Origin of the sequence: Paenibacillus antarcticus (genome assembly GCF_001637225.1) — a bacterium.
Lineage (GTDB): Bacteria > Bacillota > Bacilli > Paenibacillales > Paenibacillaceae > Paenibacillus_AQ > Paenibacillus_AQ antarcticus.
Genome location: NZ_LVJI01000016.1, coordinates 1 through 23,083 on the forward strand (window position 1 = coordinate 1; position 23,083 = coordinate 23,083).

Annotated in this window: 28 protein-coding genes and 1 other annotated feature; of the genes, 19 read left to right on the top strand and 9 right to left on the bottom strand. The window is 39.9% G+C overall.

Going from position 1 to position 23,083, the window contains the following annotated elements; translation table 11 throughout:
* The 3 genes from PBAT_RS11510 to PBAT_RS11520 all read left to right on the top strand — a co-directional run.
* Window positions 1-520, top strand: a 520-nt coding sequence (locus PBAT_RS11510; RefSeq protein ID WP_211267828.1) for a hypothetical protein, incomplete at its 5' end; no start/stop codon positions are given.
* A 68-nt stretch (window positions 521-588) separates the two neighbouring features.
* Complete coding sequence (locus PBAT_RS11515) at window positions 589-1,137, top strand: hypothetical protein (RefSeq protein ID WP_068649667.1); 549 nt, start codon at window positions 589-591, stop codon at window positions 1,135-1,137.
* 181 nt (window positions 1,138-1,318) lie between these two features.
* Window positions 1,319-1,729: a hypothetical protein gene (locus PBAT_RS11520; protein WP_068649672.1), complete on the top strand. Its 411-nt coding sequence runs from the start codon at window positions 1,319-1,321 to the stop codon at window positions 1,727-1,729.
* Between the two features lie 109 nt (window positions 1,730-1,838).
* Here PBAT_RS11520 and PBAT_RS11525 read toward each other — a convergent pair whose 3' ends face one another.
* Window positions 1,839-3,206, bottom strand: a complete 1,368-nt coding sequence (locus PBAT_RS11525) for a sodium-dependent transporter (RefSeq protein WP_068649674.1) — start codon at window positions 3,204-3,206, stop codon at window positions 1,839-1,841.
* Between the two features lie 77 nt (window positions 3,207-3,283).
* Window positions 3,284-3,512 (bottom strand) — a binding site (T-box leader).
* A 235-nt stretch (window positions 3,513-3,747) separates the two neighbouring features.
* Between PBAT_RS11525 and PBAT_RS11530 the strand changes: the two genes are divergently transcribed.
* The 6 genes from PBAT_RS11530 to PBAT_RS11555 all read left to right on the top strand — a co-directional run bounded on the left by PBAT_RS11530 (window position 3,748) and on the right by PBAT_RS11555 (window position 10,619).
* Window positions 3,748-5,223 (top strand): amidase family protein, encoded by a 1,476-nt coding sequence (locus PBAT_RS11530; RefSeq protein ID WP_068649677.1) that lies wholly within the window; start codon window positions 3,748-3,750, stop codon window positions 5,221-5,223.
* Between the two features lie 384 nt (window positions 5,224-5,607).
* Window positions 5,608-7,227 (top strand): ABC transporter substrate-binding protein, encoded by a 1,620-nt coding sequence (locus PBAT_RS11535; RefSeq protein ID WP_068649679.1) that lies wholly within the window; start codon window positions 5,608-5,610, stop codon window positions 7,225-7,227.
* Window position 7,228: 1 nt separating this feature from the next.
* A complete protein-coding gene (locus tag PBAT_RS11540; protein ID WP_420848761.1) occupies window positions 7,229-8,230 on the top strand; it encodes an ABC transporter permease in 1,002 nt (333 codons plus the stop codon).
* Window positions 8,227-9,069, top strand: coding sequence for an ABC transporter permease (locus PBAT_RS11545; protein ID WP_068649681.1), 843 nt, complete (start codon window positions 8,227-8,229; stop codon window positions 9,067-9,069). Before PBAT_RS11540 ends, PBAT_RS11545 begins: the two co-directional genes overlap by 4 nt.
* 37 nt (window positions 9,070-9,106) lie before the next feature.
* A complete protein-coding gene (locus tag PBAT_RS11550; RefSeq protein WP_068649683.1) occupies window positions 9,107-10,030 on the top strand; it encodes an ABC transporter ATP-binding protein in 924 nt (307 codons plus the stop codon).
* On the top strand, window positions 10,020-10,619 hold the full coding sequence (locus tag PBAT_RS11555) for an ABC transporter ATP-binding protein (RefSeq protein ID WP_068649685.1): 600 nt from the start codon (window positions 10,020-10,022) through the stop codon (window positions 10,617-10,619). The genes PBAT_RS11550 and PBAT_RS11555 overlap by 11 nt, the downstream gene beginning before the upstream one ends.
* 87 nt (window positions 10,620-10,706) lie before the next feature.
* Here the strand turns inward: PBAT_RS11555 and PBAT_RS11560 are convergent, their stop codons facing one another.
* The 8 genes from PBAT_RS11560 to PBAT_RS11595 all read right to left on the bottom strand — a co-directional run bounded on the left by PBAT_RS11560 (window position 10,707) and on the right by PBAT_RS11595 (window position 16,272).
* Window positions 10,707-11,189, bottom strand: a complete 483-nt coding sequence (locus PBAT_RS11560) for a hypothetical protein (RefSeq protein ID WP_068649687.1) — start codon at window positions 11,187-11,189, stop codon at window positions 10,707-10,709.
* Window positions 11,190-11,303: 114 nt separating this feature from the next.
* The gene (locus tag PBAT_RS11565) at window positions 11,304-12,128 is read right to left on the bottom strand and encodes an urease accessory protein UreD (RefSeq protein WP_068649690.1); all 825 of its coding nucleotides are present in this window, start codon (window positions 12,126-12,128) and stop codon (window positions 11,304-11,306) included.
* A 1-nt stretch (window position 12,129) separates the two neighbouring features.
* Window positions 12,130-12,741, bottom strand: a complete 612-nt coding sequence (gene ureG / locus PBAT_RS11570; protein WP_068649692.1) for an urease accessory protein UreG — start codon at window positions 12,739-12,741, stop codon at window positions 12,130-12,132.
* Between the two features lie 32 nt (window positions 12,742-12,773).
* Complete coding sequence (locus tag PBAT_RS11575) at window positions 12,774-13,460, bottom strand: urease accessory protein UreF (protein ID WP_068649694.1); 687 nt, start codon at window positions 13,458-13,460, stop codon at window positions 12,774-12,776.
* A complete protein-coding gene (ureE, locus tag PBAT_RS11580; protein WP_068649696.1) occupies window positions 13,453-13,908 on the bottom strand; it encodes an urease accessory protein UreE in 456 nt (151 codons plus the stop codon). The genes PBAT_RS11575 and ureE overlap by 8 nt, the downstream gene beginning before the upstream one ends.
* An 11-nt stretch (window positions 13,909-13,919) precedes the next feature.
* Window positions 13,920-15,632: an urease subunit alpha gene (gene ureC / locus PBAT_RS11585; RefSeq protein WP_068649698.1), complete on the bottom strand. Its 1,713-nt coding sequence runs from the start codon at window positions 15,630-15,632 to the stop codon at window positions 13,920-13,922.
* Entirely contained in the window at window positions 15,629-15,952 is a 324-nt protein-coding gene (locus tag PBAT_RS11590; protein ID WP_068649700.1) for an urease subunit beta, read from the bottom strand. Before PBAT_RS11590 ends, ureC begins: the two co-directional genes overlap by 4 nt.
* Window positions 15,953-15,969: 17 nt before the next feature.
* Entirely contained in the window at window positions 15,970-16,272 is a 303-nt protein-coding gene (locus PBAT_RS11595; RefSeq protein WP_036651925.1) for an urease subunit gamma, read from the bottom strand.
* 512 nt (window positions 16,273-16,784) lie between these two features.
* On the opposite strand from PBAT_RS11595, the gene PBAT_RS11600 reads away from it, so the two are divergent.
* From PBAT_RS11600 to PBAT_RS11645, 10 genes are all read left to right on the top strand, one after another.
* Entirely contained in the window at window positions 16,785-17,240 is a 456-nt protein-coding gene (locus tag PBAT_RS11600; protein ID WP_068649702.1) for a VOC family protein, read from the top strand.
* Between the two features lie 395 nt (window positions 17,241-17,635).
* Complete coding sequence (locus tag PBAT_RS11605; RefSeq protein ID WP_246168317.1) at window positions 17,636-17,854, top strand: helix-hairpin-helix domain-containing protein; 219 nt, start codon at window positions 17,636-17,638, stop codon at window positions 17,852-17,854.
* Window positions 17,855-18,154: 300 nt separating this feature from the next.
* Complete coding sequence (locus PBAT_RS11610; RefSeq protein ID WP_149466246.1) at window positions 18,155-18,733, top strand: hypothetical protein; 579 nt, start codon at window positions 18,155-18,157, stop codon at window positions 18,731-18,733.
* Window positions 18,734-19,023: 290 nt separating this feature from the next.
* Entirely contained in the window at window positions 19,024-19,470 is a 447-nt protein-coding gene (locus PBAT_RS11615; RefSeq protein WP_068649708.1) for a copper amine oxidase N-terminal domain-containing protein, read from the top strand.
* Window positions 19,471-19,692: 222 nt separating this feature from the next.
* Entirely contained in the window at window positions 19,693-19,878 is a 186-nt protein-coding gene (locus PBAT_RS25605) for a hypothetical protein (protein WP_068649710.1), read from the top strand.
* Window positions 19,879-19,919: 41 nt separating this feature from the next.
* A complete protein-coding gene (locus PBAT_RS11625) occupies window positions 19,920-20,381 on the top strand; it encodes a GNAT family N-acetyltransferase (RefSeq protein WP_068649712.1) in 462 nt (153 codons plus the stop codon).
* Window positions 20,378-20,839, top strand: coding sequence for a GNAT family N-acetyltransferase (locus PBAT_RS11630; RefSeq protein WP_068649714.1), 462 nt, complete (start codon window positions 20,378-20,380; stop codon window positions 20,837-20,839). Before PBAT_RS11625 ends, PBAT_RS11630 begins: the two co-directional genes overlap by 4 nt.
* Window positions 20,840-20,865: 26 nt before the next feature.
* Window positions 20,866-21,489 carry a metallophosphoesterase family protein gene (locus PBAT_RS11635; RefSeq protein WP_246168315.1) on the top strand — a complete coding sequence of 208 codons (624 nt, stop codon included), beginning with the start codon at window positions 20,866-20,868 and terminating at the stop codon, window positions 21,487-21,489.
* Between the two features lie 366 nt (window positions 21,490-21,855).
* Entirely contained in the window at window positions 21,856-22,365 is a 510-nt protein-coding gene (locus PBAT_RS11640; protein WP_068649716.1) for an HXXEE domain-containing protein, read from the top strand.
* Between the two features lie 183 nt (window positions 22,366-22,548).
* Window positions 22,549-23,055 (top strand): DUF4188 domain-containing protein, encoded by a 507-nt coding sequence (locus PBAT_RS11645; protein WP_068649718.1) that lies wholly within the window; start codon window positions 22,549-22,551, stop codon window positions 23,053-23,055.
* The last annotated feature ends 28 nt before the right edge of the window (window positions 23,056-23,083 follow it).

Consider the following 23,083-nt stretch of genomic DNA (forward strand, 5'->3'; position numbering starts at 1 on the left):
GTATAACAACTGGGGGATTGCTTTAAAGAATTTGGCTAAGAGCAAGGAAGGGAAGGAAGCAGAAAAACTGTATCAGCAAGCCTTTGAGAAATACGCAAAGGCCGTTGAAATCAAACCGGACAAGCACGAAGCGTATAACAACTGGGGGATTGCTTTAAGGGATTTGGCTAAGAGCAAGGAAGGGAAGGAAGCAGAAAAACTGTATCAGCAAGCCTCTGAGAAATACGCAAAGGCCGTTAAAATCAAACCGGACAAGCACGAAGCGTATTACAACTGGGGGATTGATTTGATGAATTGGGCTAAGAGTAAGGAAGGAAAGGAAGCAGAAAAACTGTATCAGCAAGCCTTTGAGAAATACGCAAAGGCCGTTGAAATCAAACCGGATAAGCACGAAGCGTATATCAATTGGGGGAATGCGTTAAGGGAAATGGCCAAGAGCAAGGATGGGGAGGAAGCGGGAGAGCTCAATCAGCAAGCATCTGAGAAATACCAAAAGGCAGCTGAAATAAAATCTAGTTAAGATCGAATTAGAAAAGAGTAATTTGGAGAGTAATTCGCAGAATAATATAAATATGTAGGTGAATCAAGATGAATATTTTCTTTGCCCCTGCCGATGAATTTAAAGGGCAATTAATTGGTATTGTCGTAGCTGTATTATTGTTTGGACTTATACCTGCTTATAGCATGCGAAAAAGAGAAGGATACTGGGAGCCTATTGGACTTGTCGTTGACTTTATGAAAGTGATTTTCTATGGTTTGCTTACCTTTCTTACACTTTACTTGCAATATGATGAAGCTACAAAATCATTTAGTTTAAGCCTGATTGATAGAAAACTATCTCTAGGTGAGATATTGGTAATACTATTGGCAGCATTTGAAGTCATAGCAAATATTATAAGTATAAGGATTGGGTTTGGAAATATATCCAAATCCAATACAAATCATATTATAAAAATATTAGAAGATATAGAAAAAGATAGAGAGGAAGAGAATTGTCAAAAAGTATTACAAATAGAAATGGAAATGGAAATGGAAATTAAAAGGAAACTTGAAGAAAAACAATATAAAGAAAAACTCATTGCAATTAGGAATGAAAGATTAAATAAAATTAAAGATAAAAAATACAAGTACATCTGAACTGTAAGAATATACATGGAGGGTATTGCCCCGTTCTTGAACTCGCCATTCGGTAAAATAAGGAGAGCTAGTAGGCTCTATGGAAGGATCGAAATAAGAAGTTAAATGTATCGGGCCATTCGGCCATCGGTCCGGTAGAAATTTTGGAAATAGTGAGAAAAAATATGGGGTCAAGGCTACAATGAAGCATTTCTTGAAAACTCAATTAGTAGCAGCACCGTACCTTGCTAGTATTGCATTTTTCTTTTATTTTACGGAGCAAAGACCAGGGAATCTAGTAATAGCAGGTTTATTTTTCTTTTTATTTGTTTCTATTATTTTAACCGCCTATGTATCTGAAGCGAGATGGATTACTATTGTATACTCATTAATAAATTTTATTATAGACACCTTTCTTTTATATTTTATCTGGTTATTCTTTCTTAGGGAAATTATAGATGGTAATAGCTCAGTTGGATTATTGATTATTATTACGTATCCTATAACCATTTTTGAACTTATATTCGGTGGTGTAATTGGTATTGCAATAAGTATGGATCTCATTGAGAAGAAAAATGAGAAACTAAACCTTAATTCAGAAGTGAATGAATAGTTAAGAATGAAAAAGTGCTGGAAGCCAAGCAGAAATCTCTGCCAACTCCCAACACTTTTCATTTCCCTCTTAATAATCACACAAACGCTCAGTGGTTCCTACTTCCACACTAAAAAACCGCAACAATTCGATCCAATATCCCCGTAATATCAAGAAAAACAACAATAATAACTAACGGAATAACGAACCTCATAATGAAAAACCATATATTAAATGCCGTAGCCCCTAACCGAGAATGCTGTAATAGCTCTTCCCGCAAGGTACTTTTCTTTATCTTAAGGGGTACGAAGATAGAGATTAATAACACGCCTAGTGGCATTAATATATTACTTACTAAGTAATCGGCGGAATCAAATAAATTCTTCGAGAAGATTAGAATATCACTAAAAACACTATAGGATAAGGCAGAGGGGATTCCCACCGCAAAGATTAGAACACCAACAATATATGCATGTTTCTTTCTCTTCCCATCTTGTCCTTTAACAGTAGAAGCTACAATGATTTCTAACATTGAGAACGCCGAAGTTAATGTGGCAAATAGGAATAATGCTAAGAAACATAATAAGAACACTTCTCCAAATATAATCTGATCAAACACAGCAGGCAATACAACGAACAACAACCCAGGTCCTTCAGCGGGTTCTAAACCTAGTGAGAATACAGCTGGGAAGATTGCTAATCCCGCCAATAAGGCGATCAATAAATTCATGGCGACGATTGAAATCGCCGGTTGGATTAAGCTTTCTTTTTTGGAAAGATATGAACTATAGGTAACCATTACAGATACTCCGACACTTAAAGCGAAGAAAGCTTGACCCATCGCATACAGAATATTCTGAGATGTGATACGCGAGAAATCAGGTGCTAGAAAGAATTTCACACCTTCCATCGCGTTATCGAGTGTAAGTGAGCGAATGATTAGTACAATGAATAGTACGAATAACGTGGGCATTAAGATTTTACTGACTTTTTCAATGCCATTCTGAATCCCTTTAGCCACAACTAATACGGTAACAGCCAGAAATACGAATTGAGCCCCAATTACCAGGATTGGATTGCCTATCGTTACGTTAAAGACCGATCCATAATCCGCGCCTTCACTAATGATTCCACCGAACAATCCTTTTACGAAATAGATAACGATCCAACCACCAATGACACTATAGAAAGACAATAGTAGGAAACAGGTGAACACCCCTAACTTTCCGATCCAATGCCACTGCGTATGAGGAGCTAGACTACGATAAGCGCTAATGGCTTCTTTTTGCGTGCTTCTACCAATAATGAACTCTGCTAATAACAAGGGGAAACCCATAAATAAAGAGAACATAATAAATAGAAGGAAGAATGCACCGCCCCCACTGATACCCGTAACATAAGGAAGCTTCCATATGGCGCCTACCCCTATTGCTGAACCTGCTGCTGATAAAATAAAACCGATTTTCGATGACCATTGCTCTGTCTCTGTTGTTTGCACGCTTATCAATCCAATCTATATTTATTATGTCTTCTATATAATGAAAAAGACAAAAAAGCCACATCTCTATCTTTAACGATAGGGACGTGGCTATTCACGCGGTACCACCCTAATTGGAAACAATACGTGTCTCCCACTTGGTTAAAATAACGGTTTAATCCGTTTCTATACTCATTTCAATTAAGATACAGTATAAAAAAAGCTCCAAGAATGAAATTCACCTAATCTTTGTATCAGTTCGCACCAACCACTGATTCTCTGTTCACAGGGAGACCGGCTTAATAATGTTCTTGTCGTCGCTCATTGCATATTCATAATAATAAACGAAATTATAGTATGCTAGCACCGTAGAGGTCAAGCTCTTTAATCATAGTAATATAATGGTAGTATCGAATGTCCGATTGAACGTCAGGAATGTGTAATTTTGAAAGTGTATTAGCCTAATATCGTTATAATCAATCTTTCCATGTTGTTGCGTTAAATAAGTATGGTAAGTTAGTTGAGAATATTAAAACCATATTTACCCAAAGGAGTGACTTGAGTGGATATTAATCTCCAAGAATGGATTGTAGAAGCAGATATGAGGAGCATGCAAGCGGCTATGGAATCAGGTGCTATAAGTTCGGAAGATTTAGTACAAGCATACTTAGATAGAATACATAAGTACGATACAGATATTAATTCAATATTAGAAATCAATCCAGATGCGATACAAATTGCGAGGGATTTAGATAAAGAACGCCAAGAAACGGGAAGTCGTGGGAAGTTACATGGTATTCCGATTCTATTGAAAGATAATTTGGACACAGGCGATAACATGCATACGAGTGCGGGTTCCTTAGCTTTAGCTGAATCTTTTGCTGCAAAGGATTCATTCGTGGCATCTAAGCTCCGAGCAGCAGGTGCGGTTATACTTGGGAAAGCAAATATGTCCGAATGGTCGAATTTTATGTCGAGTTCTATGCCAGCAGGCTACAGTTCACGAGGAGGACTCGTGCTCAATCCCTATGGGCCAGGTGAGGTATTCATTAGTGGATCGAGTTCGGGATCAGCGGCAGCTGTAGCATCGAACTTTGCAGCGGCGGCAATCGGTACGGAAACGGCTGGATCTATTGTGGGTCCTGCATGCCAAAGTTTCCTTGTAGGGATCAAGCCGACGGTGGGACTTGTTAGCAGAGCGGGGGTCATTCCTATTTCGGCGAGCCAAGATACGCCGGGACCCATTGCTAGGACCGTTACGGATGCGGCTATGATGTTAGGAGCATTAACGGGCATTGACGACAAAGATAATGAGACACGTTCGAGCGAAGGGCGTTCTTACGGCGACTATACCCCTTTCTTAGATGCTGACTTTATAAGGCAAGCAAGAATAGGTATTCCTAGACATTATTATATGCATTTAGACGAAGAAAGATTGGCTATAATGGAAGCAGCGATACTGACATTGAGAAATGCGGGTGCTACGATTGTAGATCCCGTTAGTCTTCACATAGAACATAACCATTGGAATAATGACGTAATCTGTTATGAATTTAAAACAGGTCTCGATCAATATTTATCGCAATTATCGGATTCCGTACCGGTTCACTCTTTGGAGGAACTAATCGAATATAATGAGAACCATGCCGAGGTTGCTTTGAAATATGGGCAGGATACGCTGATCAGGTCAGCAGCAACCACATTGACTGAGCAAGAGTATCGTCAGAAGAAACAAAAATATGATGCGCTAGCGCTTACTCAGGGTATAGATTATGTGTTAGAACAACACCATTTAGATGCATTAATGTTACCTGGAGATGTGGATGGGATGTATATCGCCGCACGATTGGGATATCCGTTGATTACGGTTCCGGCAGGGTATTCAACAACAGGAGTCGTTGATTCCGATGGTGATTCAACGAAGGGTCCTTTTGGCGTTGTATTTTCTGGCAAAGCATTTAGTGAACCTACGTTGATCCAAATTGCATACGGCTTCGAACAGACAACGAAGTATCGCTATCCACCTGAGCTTGGTTAGAATCTTATTCAAACCATACAGATAGTTAACCTTAATAATCCTAATAACTCTAATAACGAATGATAAAAGTAGCTTCAGTAACCCCGGAGCTACTTTTAATGGGTTGTTCCACGCCATTCACTAGGATAATAGTTGCCAATTACTAGATAAGCTATTAAGATAGGTTAAGGAATTTCGACTGAAGCTACCTTCTCTATATTCGCAATATGTAATATCTCCTATAACAACTCTTTTAGAAAGACTTTAAGGACATCCTTGTAATAAGTAAATGGATGAATGGAATACCGTTTTTTGAGTGCTAATCGATGTTGGTGCTTCCAATGTATTCCTTACTTTAATGAGTAAGGTATTTTTGAGTGCAATTTTAATGATGAGGTGAGACAGATGAGAAAGAAGTTAGTTGGAGTTATTGTATTAATTGCTGTATCCGCTTTAATGTTAGTAGGTTGTAATTCATCCAAGCCAGTTCCGTCTGAGGTTGGGAATAGCGTGAGTAGTCAAGAGAAAAAGGACGAGTTGGTGTTAGCTTTTGATTCTGAACCAGAGACAGGGTTTGACCCAACAACAGGCTGGGGGCGATATGGCTCACCACTATTCCAAAGTACTCTCTTAAAAAGAGATGACAAGCTTAATATTGTAAATGATCTTGCAACAAGTTATGAAGTAAGTCAGGATGGTAAGGTTTGGACAGTGAAACTCCGTGAAGATGTGAAGTTCTCGGATGGACAACCTTTAACGGCTGCGGATGTTGTCTTTACATATGAAACAGCGACTAACAATGGGTCAGTTGTTGATCTTAATAGTATGAGTAAAGTAGAAGCCTTAGATGATTACACCGTTAGATTTACGTTGAAAGAACCCCAATCCACCTTTGTTAATACCATTATAGGAACAGGTATAATCCCACAACATGCCTATGGTAAAGATTACGCTGAGAATCCGATAGGTTCTGGACCTTATCAACTCGTACAATGGGACAAGGGCCAACAGGTGATTATCAAAGCGAATCCGGAATATTATGATAAACAGTCGTATTTCAAGAAGATCACTTTTCTATTCTTAAACGAGGATGCATCGTTTGCTGCGGCACAAGCAGGAACCGTTGACCTTGCCTATATACCGGCTGCATTTAGTAAACAGAAGGTACCCGGTATGCGGTTAGAATCCATTCAGACCGTGGATAACAGAGGTATCGCATTTCCATTTGTGAAATCAGGAAGTGTTACGAAAGATGGCTTACCTATCGGTAATGATGTAACAGCAGATCCAGCGATTCGCCATGCTATTAATATCGCGGTAGATCGTCAAGCCCTTGTCGATGGGATCTTAGAAGGACAGGGAACGAAAGCTTATACTTCTGTAGATGGACTTCCTTGGTGGAATCCAGAGACTGTCATTGCAGATGGTGATATAGACGGTGCGAAGAAGGTATTAGAGAATGCCGGTTGGAAGGATACAGATGGGGATGGAATCGTTGAGAAGGGTAGCTTGAAGGCGGAGTTCACCTTGTATTATTTAGCGAATGATGCGATTAGACAATCTCTTGCGATTACGGTTGCTGATATGATGAAACCGTTAGGAATAAATATCAAAATTGAAGGTGGGAGCTGGGATATTCTTTCTCAGAAAATGCATGCCAATCCCGTTCTTCTAGGTTGGGGAAGCCATGATCCTCATGAAATATATAATATATATAGTACGGAGACGGCTGGAATTGAGTACTACAACACCGGTTTTTATTCGAATAAGACGGTCGATGGATATTTCGAACAAGCCCTTCAAGCAAGGACGGAAGCAGAAGCTAATGAGTTTTGGAAAAAGGCACAATGGGATGGTGTAACGGGTCTTAGTGCAAAAGGTGATGCTGCATGGGCTTGGTTGGTCAATATTAATCATTTGTATTTCGTGAAAGATGAACTTGATATCGGCGATCAAAGAATCCACGTTCATGGGCACGGGTGGCCTGCAACAGATAATATCGTGGAATGGAAATGGGCGGAATAATGTGCGTAAATGGATAGATCGTAAGCTTGTATTATTTATATTGTGGAAAGGATTACGGATGGCTACGTTATTAGTTGCCATCTGTTTTATATCCTTTTTGTTAGTGAAGAACTCTCCGATTGATCCCATTCAAGCCTACATCGGTGCGGATATGTTGAAGGTAGGGCCTGAGCAACGGGCCAAAATCGCTGAATATTGGGGAGTAGACCAGCCGATCATGGTGCAGTTCATGCATTGGGGTTCTGCTGTCCTGTCCGGTGATTTAGGAACCTCCATGATCTATCGTCGCCCGGTGATTGATGTTATTGGTGAACGATTCTTGAACTCCCTAGCTCTCATGTTATCCGCTTGGGTTGTATCAGGCGTGATTGGCTTTGTGATGGGTGTTGTCGCAGCTATGAAAAAAGGGACTTGGGTAGATCGTATCATCAAATGGTATTGCTTCACCTTAGCTTCTACGCCTACCTTCTGGATGGGGCTTCTTATCCTCATTGTATTTGCTGTGTGGCTGCAATGGTTCCCTGTTGGAATGGGGGTTCCAGCTGGCGTCTTGGCCGAAGATGTTACGCTCATGGATCGAATTCAGCATCTCATTCTGCCCGCTCTGACACTTAGTATTGTTGGTGTTGCCAATGTGGCTCTCCATACACGGCAAAAGATGATTGATGTTCTTGCAAGTGACTATGTTTTATTCGCTAGAGCAAGAGGAGAACAAGGATTTATGTTGTTTTGGAGACATGGATTACGCAATGTTGCATTGCCAGCAATTACGCTTCAGTTCGCAGCATTCAGTGAATTGTTTGGTGGAGCGGTATTGGCTGAGCAAGTATTCTCGTACCCTGGTCTTGGACAGGCTACGGTTGACGCAGGACTAAGAGGGGATGTTCCTCTATTACTCGGAATCGTAATCTTTACTACGATGTTTGTGTTTGTAGGGAATTTACTTGCTGATATTAGCTATCGTGTATTAGATCCGAGAACGAGGGAGGGGAGGAAGGCATGACATCAATCCTAAAGAAATTCCCTCTGAATCGTAAGCAATGGGCACTCATGAAGGTGTTGATCTCCGTTAGTGTTATTATCATTGTCATATTAGGTGGTTTATTTCTGGATGAGGGTAGAATTGTAACGAATCTTACGAATCGAAATTCGCCACCGTCCATAGATAACCTCTTTGGTACGGATTGGTTAGGAAGAGACATGTTCACACGTACGGTCATGGGACTCACTTTAAGTATAGGCGTCGGACTAATTGGGGCTATTGGAAGTGCGTTCATTGCGCTGATCTTAGGGATGGCGGCTGCTACAATGGGGAGAACGGCGGATCGTATTATTTCATGGCTGATTGATCTATTTCTGAGTGTCCCTCACCTCGTAACCCTAATTCTAATCGCTTTTACATTAGGGGGAGGGTTTAAAGGGATCGTGATTGGATTAACGTTAACCCATTGGCCAACGCTTGCTAGACTCATTCGGGCAGAAGTGATGCAAATAAGGTCTGCTGATTTTGTTCAGGTATCTCAAAGAATGGGGAAACCTAGATGGTGGATTGCTGTGCATCATATTCTTCCACATATCGTACCGCAATTTCTAATTGGTTTTATGCTACTGTTTCCCCATGTTATTTTGCATGAGGCGGCCGTTACGTTTATAGGATTAGGTCTGTCCCCGCATGAGCCCGCGATTGGAATTATTCTATCTGAATCGATGAAATACTTATCTTCAGGCATGTGGTGGCTGGCCTTCTTCCCAGGACTTTGTTTGCTAATGATTGTGAGAATGTTTGATTCTATTGGAGACAATCTAAGGTTGCTCACAGACCCTAATGGCAATCGCGATTAAGGAGTATACTGCGTTCGATAGGAAGAGGAGTTAACGAATGTCTATTCTTGAAGTGAAAAATTTATCAGTCTCATTTAAACAATATACAGCTGGACTTAAACAGACCAATCATAAGGTAATATCCAGTCTGAATGTAACCCTTGAGGCAGGTGAGATTCTTGCCGTTGTGGGTGCAAGTGGATCAGGGAAAAGTTTACTCGCACATGCGATTCTAGGAATACTCCCAAGCAATGCAAGTGTCAGTGGCGTGATTACATTTGAGGGAGAAGAGCTTACATCTGCTCGTCAAAAGGCGGTAAGAGGTAAGGAGATTGCACTTGTCCCTCAATCCGTGAACTTTCTAGATCCACTGATGCACGTTGGCAGTCAAGTCCGGACATCTGTGAAGAAAGGCGATGCCGTGAAAGCGCAACGGGCGGTCTTTGAACGCCTCCACCTGAGACAAGAGGTTGAACAGATGTATCCATTTCAACTTTCTGGAGGTATGGCAAGGAGGACACTACTATCGACGGCTATGGTAAGTGGAGTAAAGGTTATTATTGCGGATGAGCCTACACCAGGCCTTGATCCTGTTGTCATCAAGGAAGCACTAGATCAGTTTAGAGAGTTCGCAAACCAAGGTTGTGCAGTCATGTTAATCACGCATGATATTGAATCGGCGCTGCAAATTGCTGATAAAATTGCCGTGTTTTATGCAGGAACGACAGTTGAGATTGCAAAGGTGGAGGATTTCCTAGGGCAGAGTGAAGCTATAAGGCATCCATATAGTAAGGCTTTGTGGCGAGCATTGCCTCAGAATGATTTCATTCCTATTCCAGGATCGCAACCTCATCCTAGCGCATTACCAACGGGCTGTCTGTTTGCACCACGATGTGAAATGGCTACACCTGAATGTTGGGAGGCCCAACCGGACATACGGAATCTTAGGGATGGAATGGTGAGGTGTATTCATGCAACTTGAAGCAAAGGATATCGGGTTTCGATATGATGATGGACCGTGGTTATTTCGTGGTGTGAATTTATCGGTAGAACCAGGAGAAGTAGTGGGTATTACCGGCCCGAGTGGCCGAGGGAAAACAACCTTGTGCCGAATTCTATCGAGTTATGAGACCCCTTTGGAGGGAACAGTGACCTATAATGGTGCTCCGATCCCTAAGAAAGGGTATCATCCTGTCCAAATGGTCCTTCAGCATCCGGAGAAAGCGATTAATCCAAGGTGGAAAATGCATAAGATACTTCATGAAGGATATCATCCTGACGAAGAATTGTTAGCATTATTAGGAATTGAACAAGAGTGGTTAACACGCTGGCCCCATGAACTATCGGGGGGAGAGATGCAGCGCTTTTGTGTAGCCCGGGCGTTGGGACAGAATACTCGATTTCTCATTGCAGATGAAATGACAACGATGCTTGATGCCATCACACAAGCTCAAATCTGGCACGCTGTCAGTGAAATTGCTAAGAAGCGAGAGATGGGGATTATTGTTGTCACGCATGAGGTGAAGCTGATGCAAAGGCTTTGTCATCGCATCATTGACTTTAGTGGATAACAAAGAAGGCCGTAACGAGAATGTATTCTCGAACGGCCTTCTTTGTTTTTATTTATTGGAGAGTTACACGAGGGCTATAATACTAAATTACTCTGGATTTTCTTTATTATTGAGTTCATGTTGCGCTACTTTTTCATGGATTTCAGATTCCATGACTTGTACAAGATCGTCTTCAAGCTTTTGCTGAGGTTGAGGATGAAACCATTGGATGTCTCCCTTGTGAACAAAACCTTTGTATTCTGCTCCCTGCACTTGAAGAGAGAATTGCTGACGCTCATGTGCAGTATCTTCAAACATTGGTTTTATGGTAAGGCCTTGAATTTCTTTCGAAATTCCATAATGCCTCATTAATGAGTGTATGGTAGATTCAATCTTATCTACTTTAATCACACCAATCATTTGTTTCGGGTGAGGGTTAAGCCACAGAATCTCATCGTTATGAAAGTGTCCCTTGAATTCCTCGCCTTCAACCTTAAAAGTGAACGCAAGTCGTTCATGCACACGATTCTCAAACAATGTTTCAACCTCGAAATCCTCAAGTAAAGGATCAGCATTCTTATCTTCAGTCATATTGTATCTCCTCTCATGAAAGTATCTACTTAACCATCTTTTCGGTTATCGAACCATCATAACACGTAGCGATTCGGTTGTTCCTTGGCATAATAGGACAATATGAAATTTGTATTAATATTTACGTAAAGAACTTGGAGGACGATTATTCCACTTTTCGCTGATGATGGTATGACATTGGTTTAATATTCGCTCGATGGTCTGGGTAGCGTTCGCCTGAATTCGTAGGCTGAATCCAGGTATAGCTAAATTGGATATCCCAAATGAAAAATCTGCTTCTTCTGCTTGAATCATTTCATACAGCGCATCGAGGAGTACATTATCCATTTGGTCACTCACTGCAATCATAGAACCTAGATGTGTATAGCCTTCCATGAATCCAAGCCCAGTTATATTCTGTTGCTTCGGTACTAACTTGATGTGGTCAAATACGCCAAGTTTACCGTCCCAATAAATTTCTGTCACTAACTGAATGGTATCGTAACTGAATTTCTCTCCACTCGGAGACCATCCAGGCGTGAGAATATCTGTATACAGGAACGTTGCTCCACGCTCCATATGAACAATATTTCTCTGCTTATAGTGAGCATTCTCATAAGCGATCAACGGATCGGGGAGATATTCCAAATAGCTACCCTTTTTCAAGTTGATTTCGGCTTCTTGATACGCATAACTTGTTGGTGTTTTATATACTTTCGTCGCTGATTGTGTCGTTAAAGTAACTTTGGATCCTTCATCGGCTGATATTTCCATTTTGTATCGATCACCGTCTAAATAACCGCCACCAGGATTAAGAAGGTAATAGCAGACTTGTCCAGAATCATCAGCGTAAATCGGCCGCATCACTTTGAATGCACCTTGAAAGTACACGCGTTTTGCAACCGTTTTTCCTAGTCGATCCTCCAAGTCTAAAGATAAAGATCCAGTCCAATCTGTCATATTACTCTAACCCTTTTAGCAAAGCATGCTGCCTAATCCAGTCCATGACTTCGGACAGTCCCGTTTCATCCTTCAAGTTAGTGAAGAAGAAAGGTTTATTACCGCGGAATACTTTCGTGTCCTCCGCCATAACTTCGAGGCTGGCACCCACATAGGGAGCAAGGTCGGTCTTATTAATGATGAATAAGTCAGATTTAATCATACCTTGTCCACCTTTACGAGGGATTTTCTCCCCTTGTGCGACATCAATAATATAAATGGAGAAGTCAACAAGTTCAGGGCTGAACGTAGCTGCAAGATTATCGCCACCACTTTCAACAAAGATAAGTTCAACATCAGGGTGACGCTCAATCAATTGATCAATGGCCGCAAAGTTCATTGAAGCATCTTCACGAATGGCAGTGTGAGGACAACCCCCTGTTTCTACCCCAATGATCCGGTCCTCAGGAAGAACGCCGTTTTGAATGAGAAATTTCGCGTCTTCTTTCGTGTAAATATCGTTAGTGACAACTGCCATTTTAATTTCGTTCTCAAGATGGCGAGTCAATTTTTCTACAAGCATCGTTTTACCTGCGCCAACAGGTCCTCCAACACCGATTCTGATGGGATTCATGTAAACACTTCCTTATATGAAATTTCTGTAAATTAAGACATGAATATTCGTAGATGAACACGTTCGTGCTTCATTTGAGATAGCTCAATACCTGGAGACACCATTCCGAAATCATCATAGGAAAGTGCCATGATTGTCTCTACAGCTTGGGTTAATTCGGGTATAGATTGATGAGTAATGGTTTGACCTGCTGTTTGTCCAAGAGGGATGGCGCGTACTGCATTTTGGACTTGACTAGAAATAGCAGAGTACAAATAGTAGAGGATCGTATCTTGTTTACTTACATGAAGCCCATGAGCTACCATCGAGAACACAATAGCAGGGTGACCGAAAGCATTCTTACTTTTCACTTCTTCTCTATATTGAGAAAGTATAGGCAGACCGTATAGGGTCTCCGTCAGTTTAAGCATCCGATCCCCAATCATCTGAGTTCCTTCTCGGGTTTCTCTCGGCAAGTTCTGGACTGTTAATAGGCGATCGAGTCGCCAAATCTCCTGTATATTGTTATCTACGAGGGCTTCATACACGAGACGTGAGGCGAGCCCGTCTGAATAGACGAGCTGCTCATGCAAATACACTTTGAGCCAACCAAGAAATGTCTCCTGATTATGAACCTTATCTTCCTGAATATAACTCTCTAGTCCAAAAGAATGGCTAAATGACCCGATAGGAAAGTTAGAATCGCATAGCTGAAATAAAGAGAGGAGATTGTTATTCATGACTATGGCCGATATGACGGAATGCTTGTTTAACTTTTCGTTCCTCTCTCTTAAAAGGGATTCCAAGTTGTTGAAGTAATTCTTCAACTAAATAATCATATTGAACCAACATATCGTTATCTTCAAATTGCGCTGGAAGATGGCGATTACCAAGTTGATGAGCGATGGTTCCCATTTCTAGAATACTCCTTGGTTGAATGACTAGGAGATCATCTGATGTGACATCAATGATGATCATATTATGATCATCCATGTACAATACATCACCAGCTACCAGATCTCGATGATCACTTAAGCGTATGCCCAGTTCGTTGCCATGATCTGTTGTTACACGTTGGATGCGCTTCATTAAATGTGCGCTTTCTAGGTATACTTTTTCAATATGGCGTTTTTCAATTTCCGCTTTATCCATTTTATCTAAGTTGGTTACAATTTTATCAATAATCATGTTCTTTCACCTCAGAATAGGAAATATCGCTGGCCCATCGGTACGATATCGACCGGATCACATGTCAGCAATTCTCCATTTACTTTTACTTCATAAGTTTGTGGATCTACCGTAATATCAGGTGTTTCTGAATTTAATTTCATACTTTTCTTCGTTAATGTACGAATACCACCAACAGGCAGAATTATTTTCTCAAGTCCAAGTTTGTGGTGTACTCCAGCGTCAAAAGCTGCTTGCGAGATGAAGGTTGCAGAACTGCTTGCTAGCGCTTTGCCGAATTGAGCATACATAGGACGATAAATATATGGCTGTGGTGTTGGGATTGAAGCATTGCCGTCGCCCATTAATCCAATAACAGCAAGACCATTTTTAAGCACCATTTCTGGCTTTACGCCGAAAAACTTCGGATTCCATATGACTAAATCGGCCATTTTACCAACTTCGATAGAGCCTACATGTTCTGAGATGCCGTGCGTGATGGCTGGGTTTATCGTGTACTTGGCGATATAGCGCTTCGCACGGTTATTATCTGCATATTGGCTATCTCCTTCAAGGAGACCACGTTGTTTCTTCATCTTGTCAGCTACTTGCCATGTGCGCAGGACAACTTCGCCTACACGACCCATGGCTTGGGAATCCGAACTAACCATACTGAATACACCCATATCGTGAAGGATATCTTCAGCTGCGATGGTTTCTTTTCGAATTCTAGAATCGGCAAAAGCGATATCTTCGGGTACAGAAGGATTTAAATGATGACAAACCATAACCATATCAAGGTGTTCATCGATCGTATTAATCGTATAGGGTAGCGTGGGGTTCGTTGAAGAAGGCAGAATGTTCATATAACCAGCTGATTTGATTAAATCAGGTGCATGTCCACCGCCTGCGCCTTCCGTATGGTACATGTGAAGGACTCGATCTTTCACAGCAGCCATCGTATTTTCCATGAAGCCACTTTCATTTAATGTATCTGCGTGAAGGGCTACTTGAATGTCGTACTCATCTGCTACTTGCAGAGCGTAATCTAGGGATGATCCGGTAGCGCCCCAGTCTTCATGGACTTTTAGACCGATCACGCCAGCTCTGACTTGTTCGGCTAATGGTTCGATGGATGCAGCATGTCCTTTACCTGTAAATCCAATATTAATAGGCAAGCCTTCAGCGGCTTCAAGCATTCGGTGTATGTTCCATTCACCCGGAGTAACCGTCGTAGCTTTAGATCCCGCAGCAGGCCCTGTACCACCACCGATTAGTGTCGTCGTACCCGACGATAATGCGATTTCTACTTGCTTCGGGTTAATGAAATGTACATGGGTATCGATCGCTCCAGCGGTTACAATTAAGCCTTCTCCAGCAATGATTTCGGTTGCAGTACCAATGATAATATCGATGTTATCGGTAATGAGAGGGTTTCCACTTTTACCAATACCAAATATTTTACCATCTCGAATTGCGAGATCCGCTTTGCAAATGCCTGTGTAATCTAAAATAATGACATTGGTTATGACGGTGTCTGCTACACCTTCTTTACGGGTTGCAAGAGGGTGCTGACCCATGCCATCTCGGATCACTTTGCCTCCGCCAAATACAACTTCTTCACCATAAGAAGTGTGGTCTTTCTCAATTTGAATAAATATATCTGTATCCGCAAGGCGGATCGAATCACCTGTTGTTGGGCCATACATTTCAGCATATTGCTTTCGGGACATTCTAAAACTCATACGGAAACCTCACCTTCTAATTTTCCATCGACTTTATTATTGAACCCGTAAACACGGCGTTCTCCTGAAAAATTAATAAGCTGTATTTCCTTCCCGTCTCCGGGTTCAAAACGAACGGCCGCTCCAGCAGGGACATTGAGCCGTTTGCCGTAAGCTTCTTCTCGATTGAATTGAAGCGCTTCATTTACTTCATAAAAGTGAAAATGTGATCCGACCTGAATAGGACGGTCCCCTATGTTCGTAACGGAAATCGTAAATATTTCGCGGCCCTCATTACAAACAATGTCTTCGTCTTTTAAAATATATTCTCCTGGTATCATATAAGGCTCCTTTCTAGTTAGCGTATCGGGCTATGAACGGTCACTAATTTGGTTCCATCAGGAAAGGTGGCTTCTACTTGGATGTCATCAATCATTTCAGGAATCCCTTCCATGACATCATCTCGAGTCAGAATAGAAGCTCCGTACTCCATCAATTCGGCAACTCTTTTTCCGTCACGCGCACCTTCTATGATTTCATAAGTGATAAGGGCGACAGCTTCGGGGTGATTTAATTTCAAGCCCCTATCTTTCCGGCGCCTAGCTAGATCTGCTGCGACCACGATCATAAGCTTGTCAATTTCCCGCGGCAATAAATGCATAGTTACATCCTCCTAAATAATCACAAACGACAAGAACCCTCCATTCAGTGAGAAAGGAGGGTTCTTGATTTGAAAAATATATAAAATCTTTATATAATTTCTCCTAAAACCTGATAGATTAACTTTCCCCTAGAGTCACAGTTATTTAAGCCCAACTAAACTATTCTATCATAAATAGAAGCCAAGATGAAGATTATTACAATTATTTTTTTGGAATTTCGAGAAAAAATAAGGACTGCACGACGATATAATACCTTCGGATAGTCGCGCTTGAAATAAGTGCTTTAAACTAGTCAGAGCGGATTATGTTAAGATAGTTAAGACTCCCAATAAGACAACTAAAGACCATATTTTACTAGGGGTTGGCTTAAGTGGAACTTATAATAGGTACATATCGCAATCGACTTGAGCTAGTGTAGGATCGATTCAGTATTACCGAGAACTTGATTTCAGAATTCAAGAAAAGAATTGGACGATTGAATTAATAGACGCGTAAAGGAGCAACAGCTTAGATGATTAAGAATTTATACGAAACGCATTTACAAGTTAAGGATCTCAAAACCTCTATTTCATTCTTTGAGAAGCTAGGATTAGAGCGTGCGTTAGTCATCAGTGAAAGAAAAATGGCTTTCTTCTACATTGGGAAGGGTAGACAACTATTAGGGATTCGGGAAGTTCCAACCGGAGTTGAAGTGAGTAAACGGCATTTCGCTTTTGGTGTTGATCTGAGTGATTTAATGAAAGCTATGGAATGGCTTACGGAGAGAGGGATACAACCTTTAAACTCCGTGGGTAAAGAGGCTGTTGAGCCAGTCGTTCATACGTGGATGCCCGCAGCTGCTGTTTATTTCAATGACCCTGATGGAAATGAATTGGAATTTATATGTTTGCTAGAAGACGAACCACAGGATATTGGATATGTACCGTATCTAAGTGAATGGAATGAACTGAATAATAGTAATAAATAAAGAGAGATTAAAGATTATTGTAATCGAATAGAGCTTGACCAAGTGGGTAGCTCTAGTCCATAAAGGTGAGTACAACCCGCCAACGGGTAGTTGGACCTAAAGAGATGCAGGGCCATATCTTAGTAATAACTAATTAGCCCAGTATTGTAACAAGAGTGCGACAGCATGCAATTAGGGAGTATTCGATTACTGTAACTACCATGTACTGATTTATGGATTAGGGTGGGCAAGGGGATTTGTGGTTAATACTTGAAGATAATATATGACCTGACTTATGATAGGAGTACTATCTTAGGCTGGGTCATTTTTTAGAAGGAATCGAACATACGTTACATCTCAACTCACCACAATTTCCATATATAATTCATATAGGTCTTGATAGGGAGGAACCCATCGTGGAAGTGAATTCGAATAATATACAAGAGAGTGATTTGCCAATAGGATTGGCTAAACCAGCGTTACGTGCACTTGCTAATCGTGGTCTATCAAGATTGGAGCAGGTTGCGAAGCTTAGTGAAAAGGAACTTAAGGAACTACATGGCATAGGTCCGAATGCAATTAAACAAATTCGTCTCGCGCTAGATGTTAAAGGTCTTACTTTCTCAGATAAATAACAAATATTGAACTGGAAGATTAACTCGAAACGAGATAGGAGGCCCTATGAATAAGGAACTAGCACCGTCAGGAGAAGCCATTTATCGGGACTAGTGGATCTGAAGATAAAGAGTGTTTGTAAGGCATCCTTTTGAAGTTTTAAAAGGGAGGCGCCAAGTAATAGAAGACAGATTGCTCTAAGGAGCAGTATGTCTTTTTTTGTTGCCTGAACTTCTTACAATGTCATGGGATATTATGGAGTATAATAGAGGGGTAACACGCAATACTAAATCTAAGAGAGCAATATGCAGAGGTGTGAAATGCAACCACGTTCAGAGACTATAAAGAGTAAAAGTGAAAGTGAAATGAAAAGGGAAACTAACGTTAAAAGCGAAATTAAAAATAAAAAACAAAGTGAAAGGCATTATTTCGAGATATTCGTATGTGTCATTTCAGCTATTATTTTCGGTATGTTTTTTGCTATACAAATAATAAGTAGAGTAGATATAAGTGAATTTATCCAAACATTTGTGCAAGTGAACATTACCTCCACCTTATCTATTGCAGCATTAGTTGCAAGTGTGGGAGCTTTCAGATGGGAACATTATATAAAAGGACTTACTCATGCAGGACATAGGGATAAATATGAACGTCGTGAATATATTCTTGAACACGCAAAAAAACCATTGTATGGGGTAATAAAGCTAAATAGCATATTTATTATTGTGAACTTAATTACTTTGCAATCGGCATCAATTAAGTTGGAAGAGATTACACTTGCATGGTTTACAGTGCCTTTGTTAGTAATTAATTATAGTTTGATTGCTATATGTTTGATTATGGGACTTATTTTAATATATTCATCTATGCTTTATATGAAAGAGCTTATTTTTAAATGACGGACAGAACGTAATATATTATCTGTGGAATGGGATTAGGAGCAGAAATAATTGAACCGTCATTTGCTTAGTTTAGAGAATCCGAGATATGTTAACATGAAAATTAAGGGATTTATTTCTGATGAAGTCTGCTAGAAATATAACGAATTGAGAGGATCAATAAATGACCCTTATTGCTGTAATAGATTGAAGAAGAACTAGAACAATTTATAGAATTAGAATCGGATGATATAGATAAAAAGAAGAATTAGTAGTTGCCAAAATTATTATTATGGAGGGGAATCTTCTTTATGAAGATAAGAGTCCTTACACTATTATTTATGATTAATATGTTACTAGTATGGTCTTCAACTGCAATGGCGCAGCCAAATGTAGAAATTGAGTTGAATGGGACCAACGTTACATCTAAATTCTCACCGAGGGTAGTGGGTAATACTGTATTTGTTCCTGTACAATCTTTGAACTTCAATCCGGAACTGAAATTTGGATTCTTGGAGGGTGCGATTCCAAATCTGATTATTCTTGAAAGTAATAAATATACGATTTATTTAACCATCGGTAGCGCTACAATGAAGAAGAATGGTGAAACTATCGAATTGAAAAGTCCCCCGTTCTTTAAAGATGGAGTAACTTGGGTACCCCTGAGGGCTATAGCTGAAGGATTTGATTCAAAGGTAGTGTGGGATCAACAATCTAACGTGGTAGGTGTGATAACCAGCGGAGAATTTGAAAAATAATAATGAATATATCATTCGAATAACCATAAAATAAATGTATAGCTTAGAGATCAAACAAGAGGTGATAACAATGCAGGATATTACTCAATTAGTAACGGAGAATATATATGCTTTTATTATTATATTGTTTATATTCCCGATCATAATGATGGTATGTCTGCTTGTTATATTCAAAAAGCTATTTAGAAGGAAATCATAAATAGATAGGTATCTAAGGAATTAATGCCTGCCCCCTTAAGTAGCGGAGGTAGGTGTTTTTTCATTAGAATAGACGCGAAAGAAATTTCGAGATGGGTAGATATCGAACAATCCGAAATATTAGTGCTAATGCCTTCATATAAAGAAGGATTAAGTAGAATTGTAAGAGAAAACATGGAAGTGGATTATTTTGATGAAGGAATTATGTGAGATTATAAAGAACGGACAGAACTAGAAAAGAGGGAATCATGATGGGAATTCAAATTATTAATTTAGCAGATAGAATGGAATACTATGAAACTGTTTGCCAGTGGATTTGGAAGCAGTGGGCTAGTGACAAGCCAATCGAGAATGTTAGATATGCCGTATCACATAATTCTCAGACAGATCGTGTACCTATGACTTTTGTGGCGCTTGAAGGTGAAGAAGCTGTAGGAACAGTATCTTTTTGGATGAATGACCTATCCTTCAGACAGGATCTTTCCCCTTGGTTAGCATGCCTATATGTAAGCGAAGAGCATAGGGGTAAGGGAATACCAAGAGAACTGCAAAATCGTGTCATAGAAGAAGCGAAGAAATTAGGATATAACGAGTTGTATTTAATTACGACTCATGATGATTATTATGAAAGATCTGGATGGGATTTTATAGAGAGAGCACCGAAGCCTAGCGGAGATTTCACCAAAATATATCGGAAAGATCTAACAATATGACCATAAAGATCGTTGAGGTATCATCCAATCATGCAGATTTAGCCATCATTATAAAGAAGCTAGATGAATATCTGTTACAGAAATATCCAGCAGAAGAGATCTTCGGTGTTGATTTCTCTGAGCCCAAGGTAAATGACATTACTTTTATTGTTGCATATTTAAATGAGGTGCCAGTTGGTTGTGGAGCAATTAGAGAGATAGACAAGGAAAGTACGGAGTTGAAGAGATTTTTCGTGGAACAAGATTTTAGAAATAGAGGCATTGCATATGAGATATTAATGGAGCTCGAGCTTAGAGCTAAGACATTGGGATATACATGTATTAAATTAGAAGCGGGTGAACCGCAAACGGAAGCCTTATCATTTTATAGAAAGAATGGGTACTATCAAATAGATAGATTTGGAGAATATGTGGCTTGTGAATCCAGTATATGCTATGAAAAGAAATTGAAAGTATAAATCTCAATTGTATATAGGAGGTAACGATGACAAGAATTCTAATGATAAGTGATATTCATGGATGTTTGGATCCATTTAATGAATTGTTGGAATTTGTTAATTACCAATCGTCTAATGATCAATTGATTGTATTAGGTGATTATGTGGATAGAGGACCAAAGAGTAGGGAAACCGTCGATAGAGTAATAGACTTAGTCAAGAACCATCATGTGATTGCTTTACGTGGTAATCATGATCAGAGATTGGTTGATCTCATAAGAACAGATAACCCGATAGTGAAGTCGAAGTTTCTAGAACATGGAGGGTTACAGACCCTTCAAAGTTATTGTGATTTCATCAATAGTTCAATGGATGAGAGTCAATTTCAAGAAGCTATAGATTTTATCAGAAGCCACTTTATTACACATATTGATTTTCTTGAATCGTTACCTTTATATCATGAGGATAAAGAGCATATATATGTACATGCGGGTCTAAACCCTAAATATAATAATTGGAAGAGCAGTCAGCGCATGATTTCATGTATATTAAGTCGGAATTCCACCGCTGGAAGTCTACTGCTGACAAGACAGTTATCTTTGGACATACCAGAACGATTGAACTTCAGAAATCCGCAGACATCTGGTTTGATCAAGATAAGATTGGGATAGATGGCGGGTGTGCTTATGGATTGCAGTTGAATTGTCTGATATTTAAAGATGGATCTTATGAGTCAGAACATATTAAGAATTTGAAGTGAATAACAATAAATTACGGCTGAACAAGAGCCAAGAGATCAAAGGAAAGCGATTCATAGTGTAGATCAGCATTGTCGTCATTTCATATCATCTGAAAGGGGCATAGAATCAATCTCGCGTTGCTATTCGTAGCTATATGATTAGACAACTATCCTTTTGATTTGCTAACTACGTTAGAATTGATTATATTCTTATGCTTATAGCTGTTGGTCTGACAGTGTTCTCTGGATTCAACTATATTATAAGGAATTTCAAAGTACTTCGGTTGGGGAGGATGACATGACTACGTTAACACTTGTATGGTTATTCATCATTGCCTTTGTGCTTCATGATTTAGAGGAAATAATATGGGTTGAAGTGTGGATTAAGAAAAACAGAAATCATGTCATGAATACGGTGCCTAGAAGGATAAGAAAGAGGCTAGGAAAGCTACTTAATATTACGAGTGGCCAATTTGCAGTTGCTGTATTACTTGAGTTAATTCTATTTATTCCATTTACTTTTATAGCAGCAGAGCAAGGAAAGTTGTTTATCTTCTTATCTTTTAACACGTTGTTTTTAATACACGTATTTACGCATGTAGGGCAATCCATCTATATGAAGATGTATACGCCAGGGGTAGTAAGTGCTGTGCTCATTGTACTGCCTTATACGTTGTATCTGTTAAATAGATTGATTAATGAGGGGTTAGTAACATGGGGAGAGGTTTGGTTGAGTATACCTGTGGGAGTGATGTTGCTACCAATCGTCTTATTAGGTCATGAATTAGGAAGAAGGATTGTGAAATAAAATATAATAGGTATTCGGATAACAAAGGAATATCGCTACCTTTATTTTGTTTTCTGAATGTCTGAAGTATCCTCATGAAACAGTTAAACTACACATGAACCGGTCTAAGATAGAAACTTATCTGAGGTCGGGTCATGTTGTTAATAGGGCAAGTAAGATGAAATCATATAAGGGGTGACTTCTATGGCAAAAGTAATGCCAGGTAGATTTGCAGCTGAAATGGAGGGTCCGTTTGTAGTTTTTATTATCGGGATGAGAATTAATCGATTATTTGCGTTGCATAAATGGATTCCTGTAGCTTCAGCAATGGGGCCTATGATTAAAGAGTTATACCAGAATCCTGAGATTGGATTTATTAGTACAGAATTCCTTTTGAATTGGAGAGGAATCACACTTATACAATACTGGAGAACATACGAACAGCTTGAGACGTATGCAAGGGGCGGGACGCATCTTACAACATGGAAGAAATTCAATACATCTGTTGGAACAGATGGGACTGTAGGAATTTATCATGAGACATATAGAGTTCAACCTGAACAGTATGAAGCTGTTTATGTGAACATGCCTAAATCAGGATTAGCCAAAGCAGGAGTGATTGTACCAGCAGTTGGAACAAGAGAGACATCTAGAAGGAGAATGGGTGGGGATAATAATCCCGCTGTTCCGACGCCTACTAATCCAGAATAGGATTTGAATTTATAACATGGCTAGGACA

What these genes read in the sequence shown, in the direction of transcription:
- PBAT_RS11515 (WP_068649667.1), top strand. Translation starts at nt 589, where the DNA reads ATGAATATTTTCTTTGCCCCTGCCGATGAATTTAAAGGGCAATTAATT.
- PBAT_RS11520 (WP_068649672.1), top strand. Translation starts at nt 1,319, where the DNA reads ATGAAGCATTTCTTGAAAACTCAATTAGTAGCAGCACCGTACCTTGCT.
- PBAT_RS11535 (WP_068649679.1), top strand. Translation starts at nt 5,608, where the DNA reads ATGAGAAAGAAGTTAGTTGGAGTTATTGTATTAATTGCTGTATCCGCT.
- PBAT_RS11545 (WP_068649681.1), top strand. Translation starts at nt 8,227, where the DNA reads ATGACATCAATCCTAAAGAAATTCCCTCTGAATCGTAAGCAATGGGCA.
- PBAT_RS11550 (WP_068649683.1), top strand. Translation starts at nt 9,107, where the DNA reads ATGTCTATTCTTGAAGTGAAAAATTTATCAGTCTCATTTAAACAATAT.
- PBAT_RS11555 (WP_068649685.1), top strand. Translation starts at nt 10,020, where the DNA reads ATGCAACTTGAAGCAAAGGATATCGGGTTTCGATATGATGATGGACCG.
- PBAT_RS11560 (WP_068649687.1), bottom strand. Translation starts at nt 11,189, where the DNA reads ATGACTGAAGATAAGAATGCTGATCCTTTACTTGAGGATTTCGAGGTT.
- PBAT_RS11565 (WP_068649690.1), bottom strand. Translation starts at nt 12,128, where the DNA reads ATGACAGATTGGACTGGATCTTTATCTTTAGACTTGGAGGATCGACTA.
- ureG (WP_068649692.1), bottom strand. Translation starts at nt 12,741, where the DNA reads ATGAATCCCATCAGAATCGGTGTTGGAGGACCTGTTGGCGCAGGTAAA.
- PBAT_RS11575 (WP_068649694.1), bottom strand. Translation starts at nt 13,460, where the DNA reads ATGAATAACAATCTCCTCTCTTTATTTCAGCTATGCGATTCTAACTTT.
- ureE (WP_068649696.1), bottom strand. Translation starts at nt 13,908, where the DNA reads ATGATTATTGATAAAATTGTAACCAACTTAGATAAAATGGATAAAGCG.
- ureC (WP_068649698.1), bottom strand. Translation starts at nt 15,632, where the DNA reads ATGAGTTTTAGAATGTCCCGAAAGCAATATGCTGAAATGTATGGCCCA.
- PBAT_RS11590 (WP_068649700.1), bottom strand. Translation starts at nt 15,952, where the DNA reads ATGATACCAGGAGAATATATTTTAAAAGACGAAGACATTGTTTGTAAT.
- PBAT_RS11595 (WP_036651925.1), bottom strand. Translation starts at nt 16,272, where the DNA reads ATGCATTTATTGCCGCGGGAAATTGACAAGCTTATGATCGTGGTCGCA.
- PBAT_RS11600 (WP_068649702.1), top strand. Translation starts at nt 16,785, where the DNA reads ATGATTAAGAATTTATACGAAACGCATTTACAAGTTAAGGATCTCAAA.
- PBAT_RS11610 (WP_149466246.1), top strand. Translation starts at nt 18,155, where the DNA reads ATGCAACCACGTTCAGAGACTATAAAGAGTAAAAGTGAAAGTGAAATG.
- PBAT_RS11615 (WP_068649708.1), top strand. Translation starts at nt 19,024, where the DNA reads ATGAAGATAAGAGTCCTTACACTATTATTTATGATTAATATGTTACTA.
- PBAT_RS25605 (WP_068649710.1), top strand. Translation starts at nt 19,693, where the DNA reads ATGCCTGCCCCCTTAAGTAGCGGAGGTAGGTGTTTTTTCATTAGAATA.
- PBAT_RS11625 (WP_068649712.1), top strand. Translation starts at nt 19,920, where the DNA reads ATGGGAATTCAAATTATTAATTTAGCAGATAGAATGGAATACTATGAA.
- PBAT_RS11630 (WP_068649714.1), top strand. Translation starts at nt 20,378, where the DNA reads ATGACCATAAAGATCGTTGAGGTATCATCCAATCATGCAGATTTAGCC.
- PBAT_RS11635 (WP_246168315.1), top strand. Translation starts at nt 20,866, where the DNA reads ATGACAAGAATTCTAATGATAAGTGATATTCATGGATGTTTGGATCCA.
- PBAT_RS11640 (WP_068649716.1), top strand. Translation starts at nt 21,856, where the DNA reads ATGACTACGTTAACACTTGTATGGTTATTCATCATTGCCTTTGTGCTT.
- PBAT_RS11645 (WP_068649718.1), top strand. Translation starts at nt 22,549, where the DNA reads ATGGCAAAAGTAATGCCAGGTAGATTTGCAGCTGAAATGGAGGGTCCG.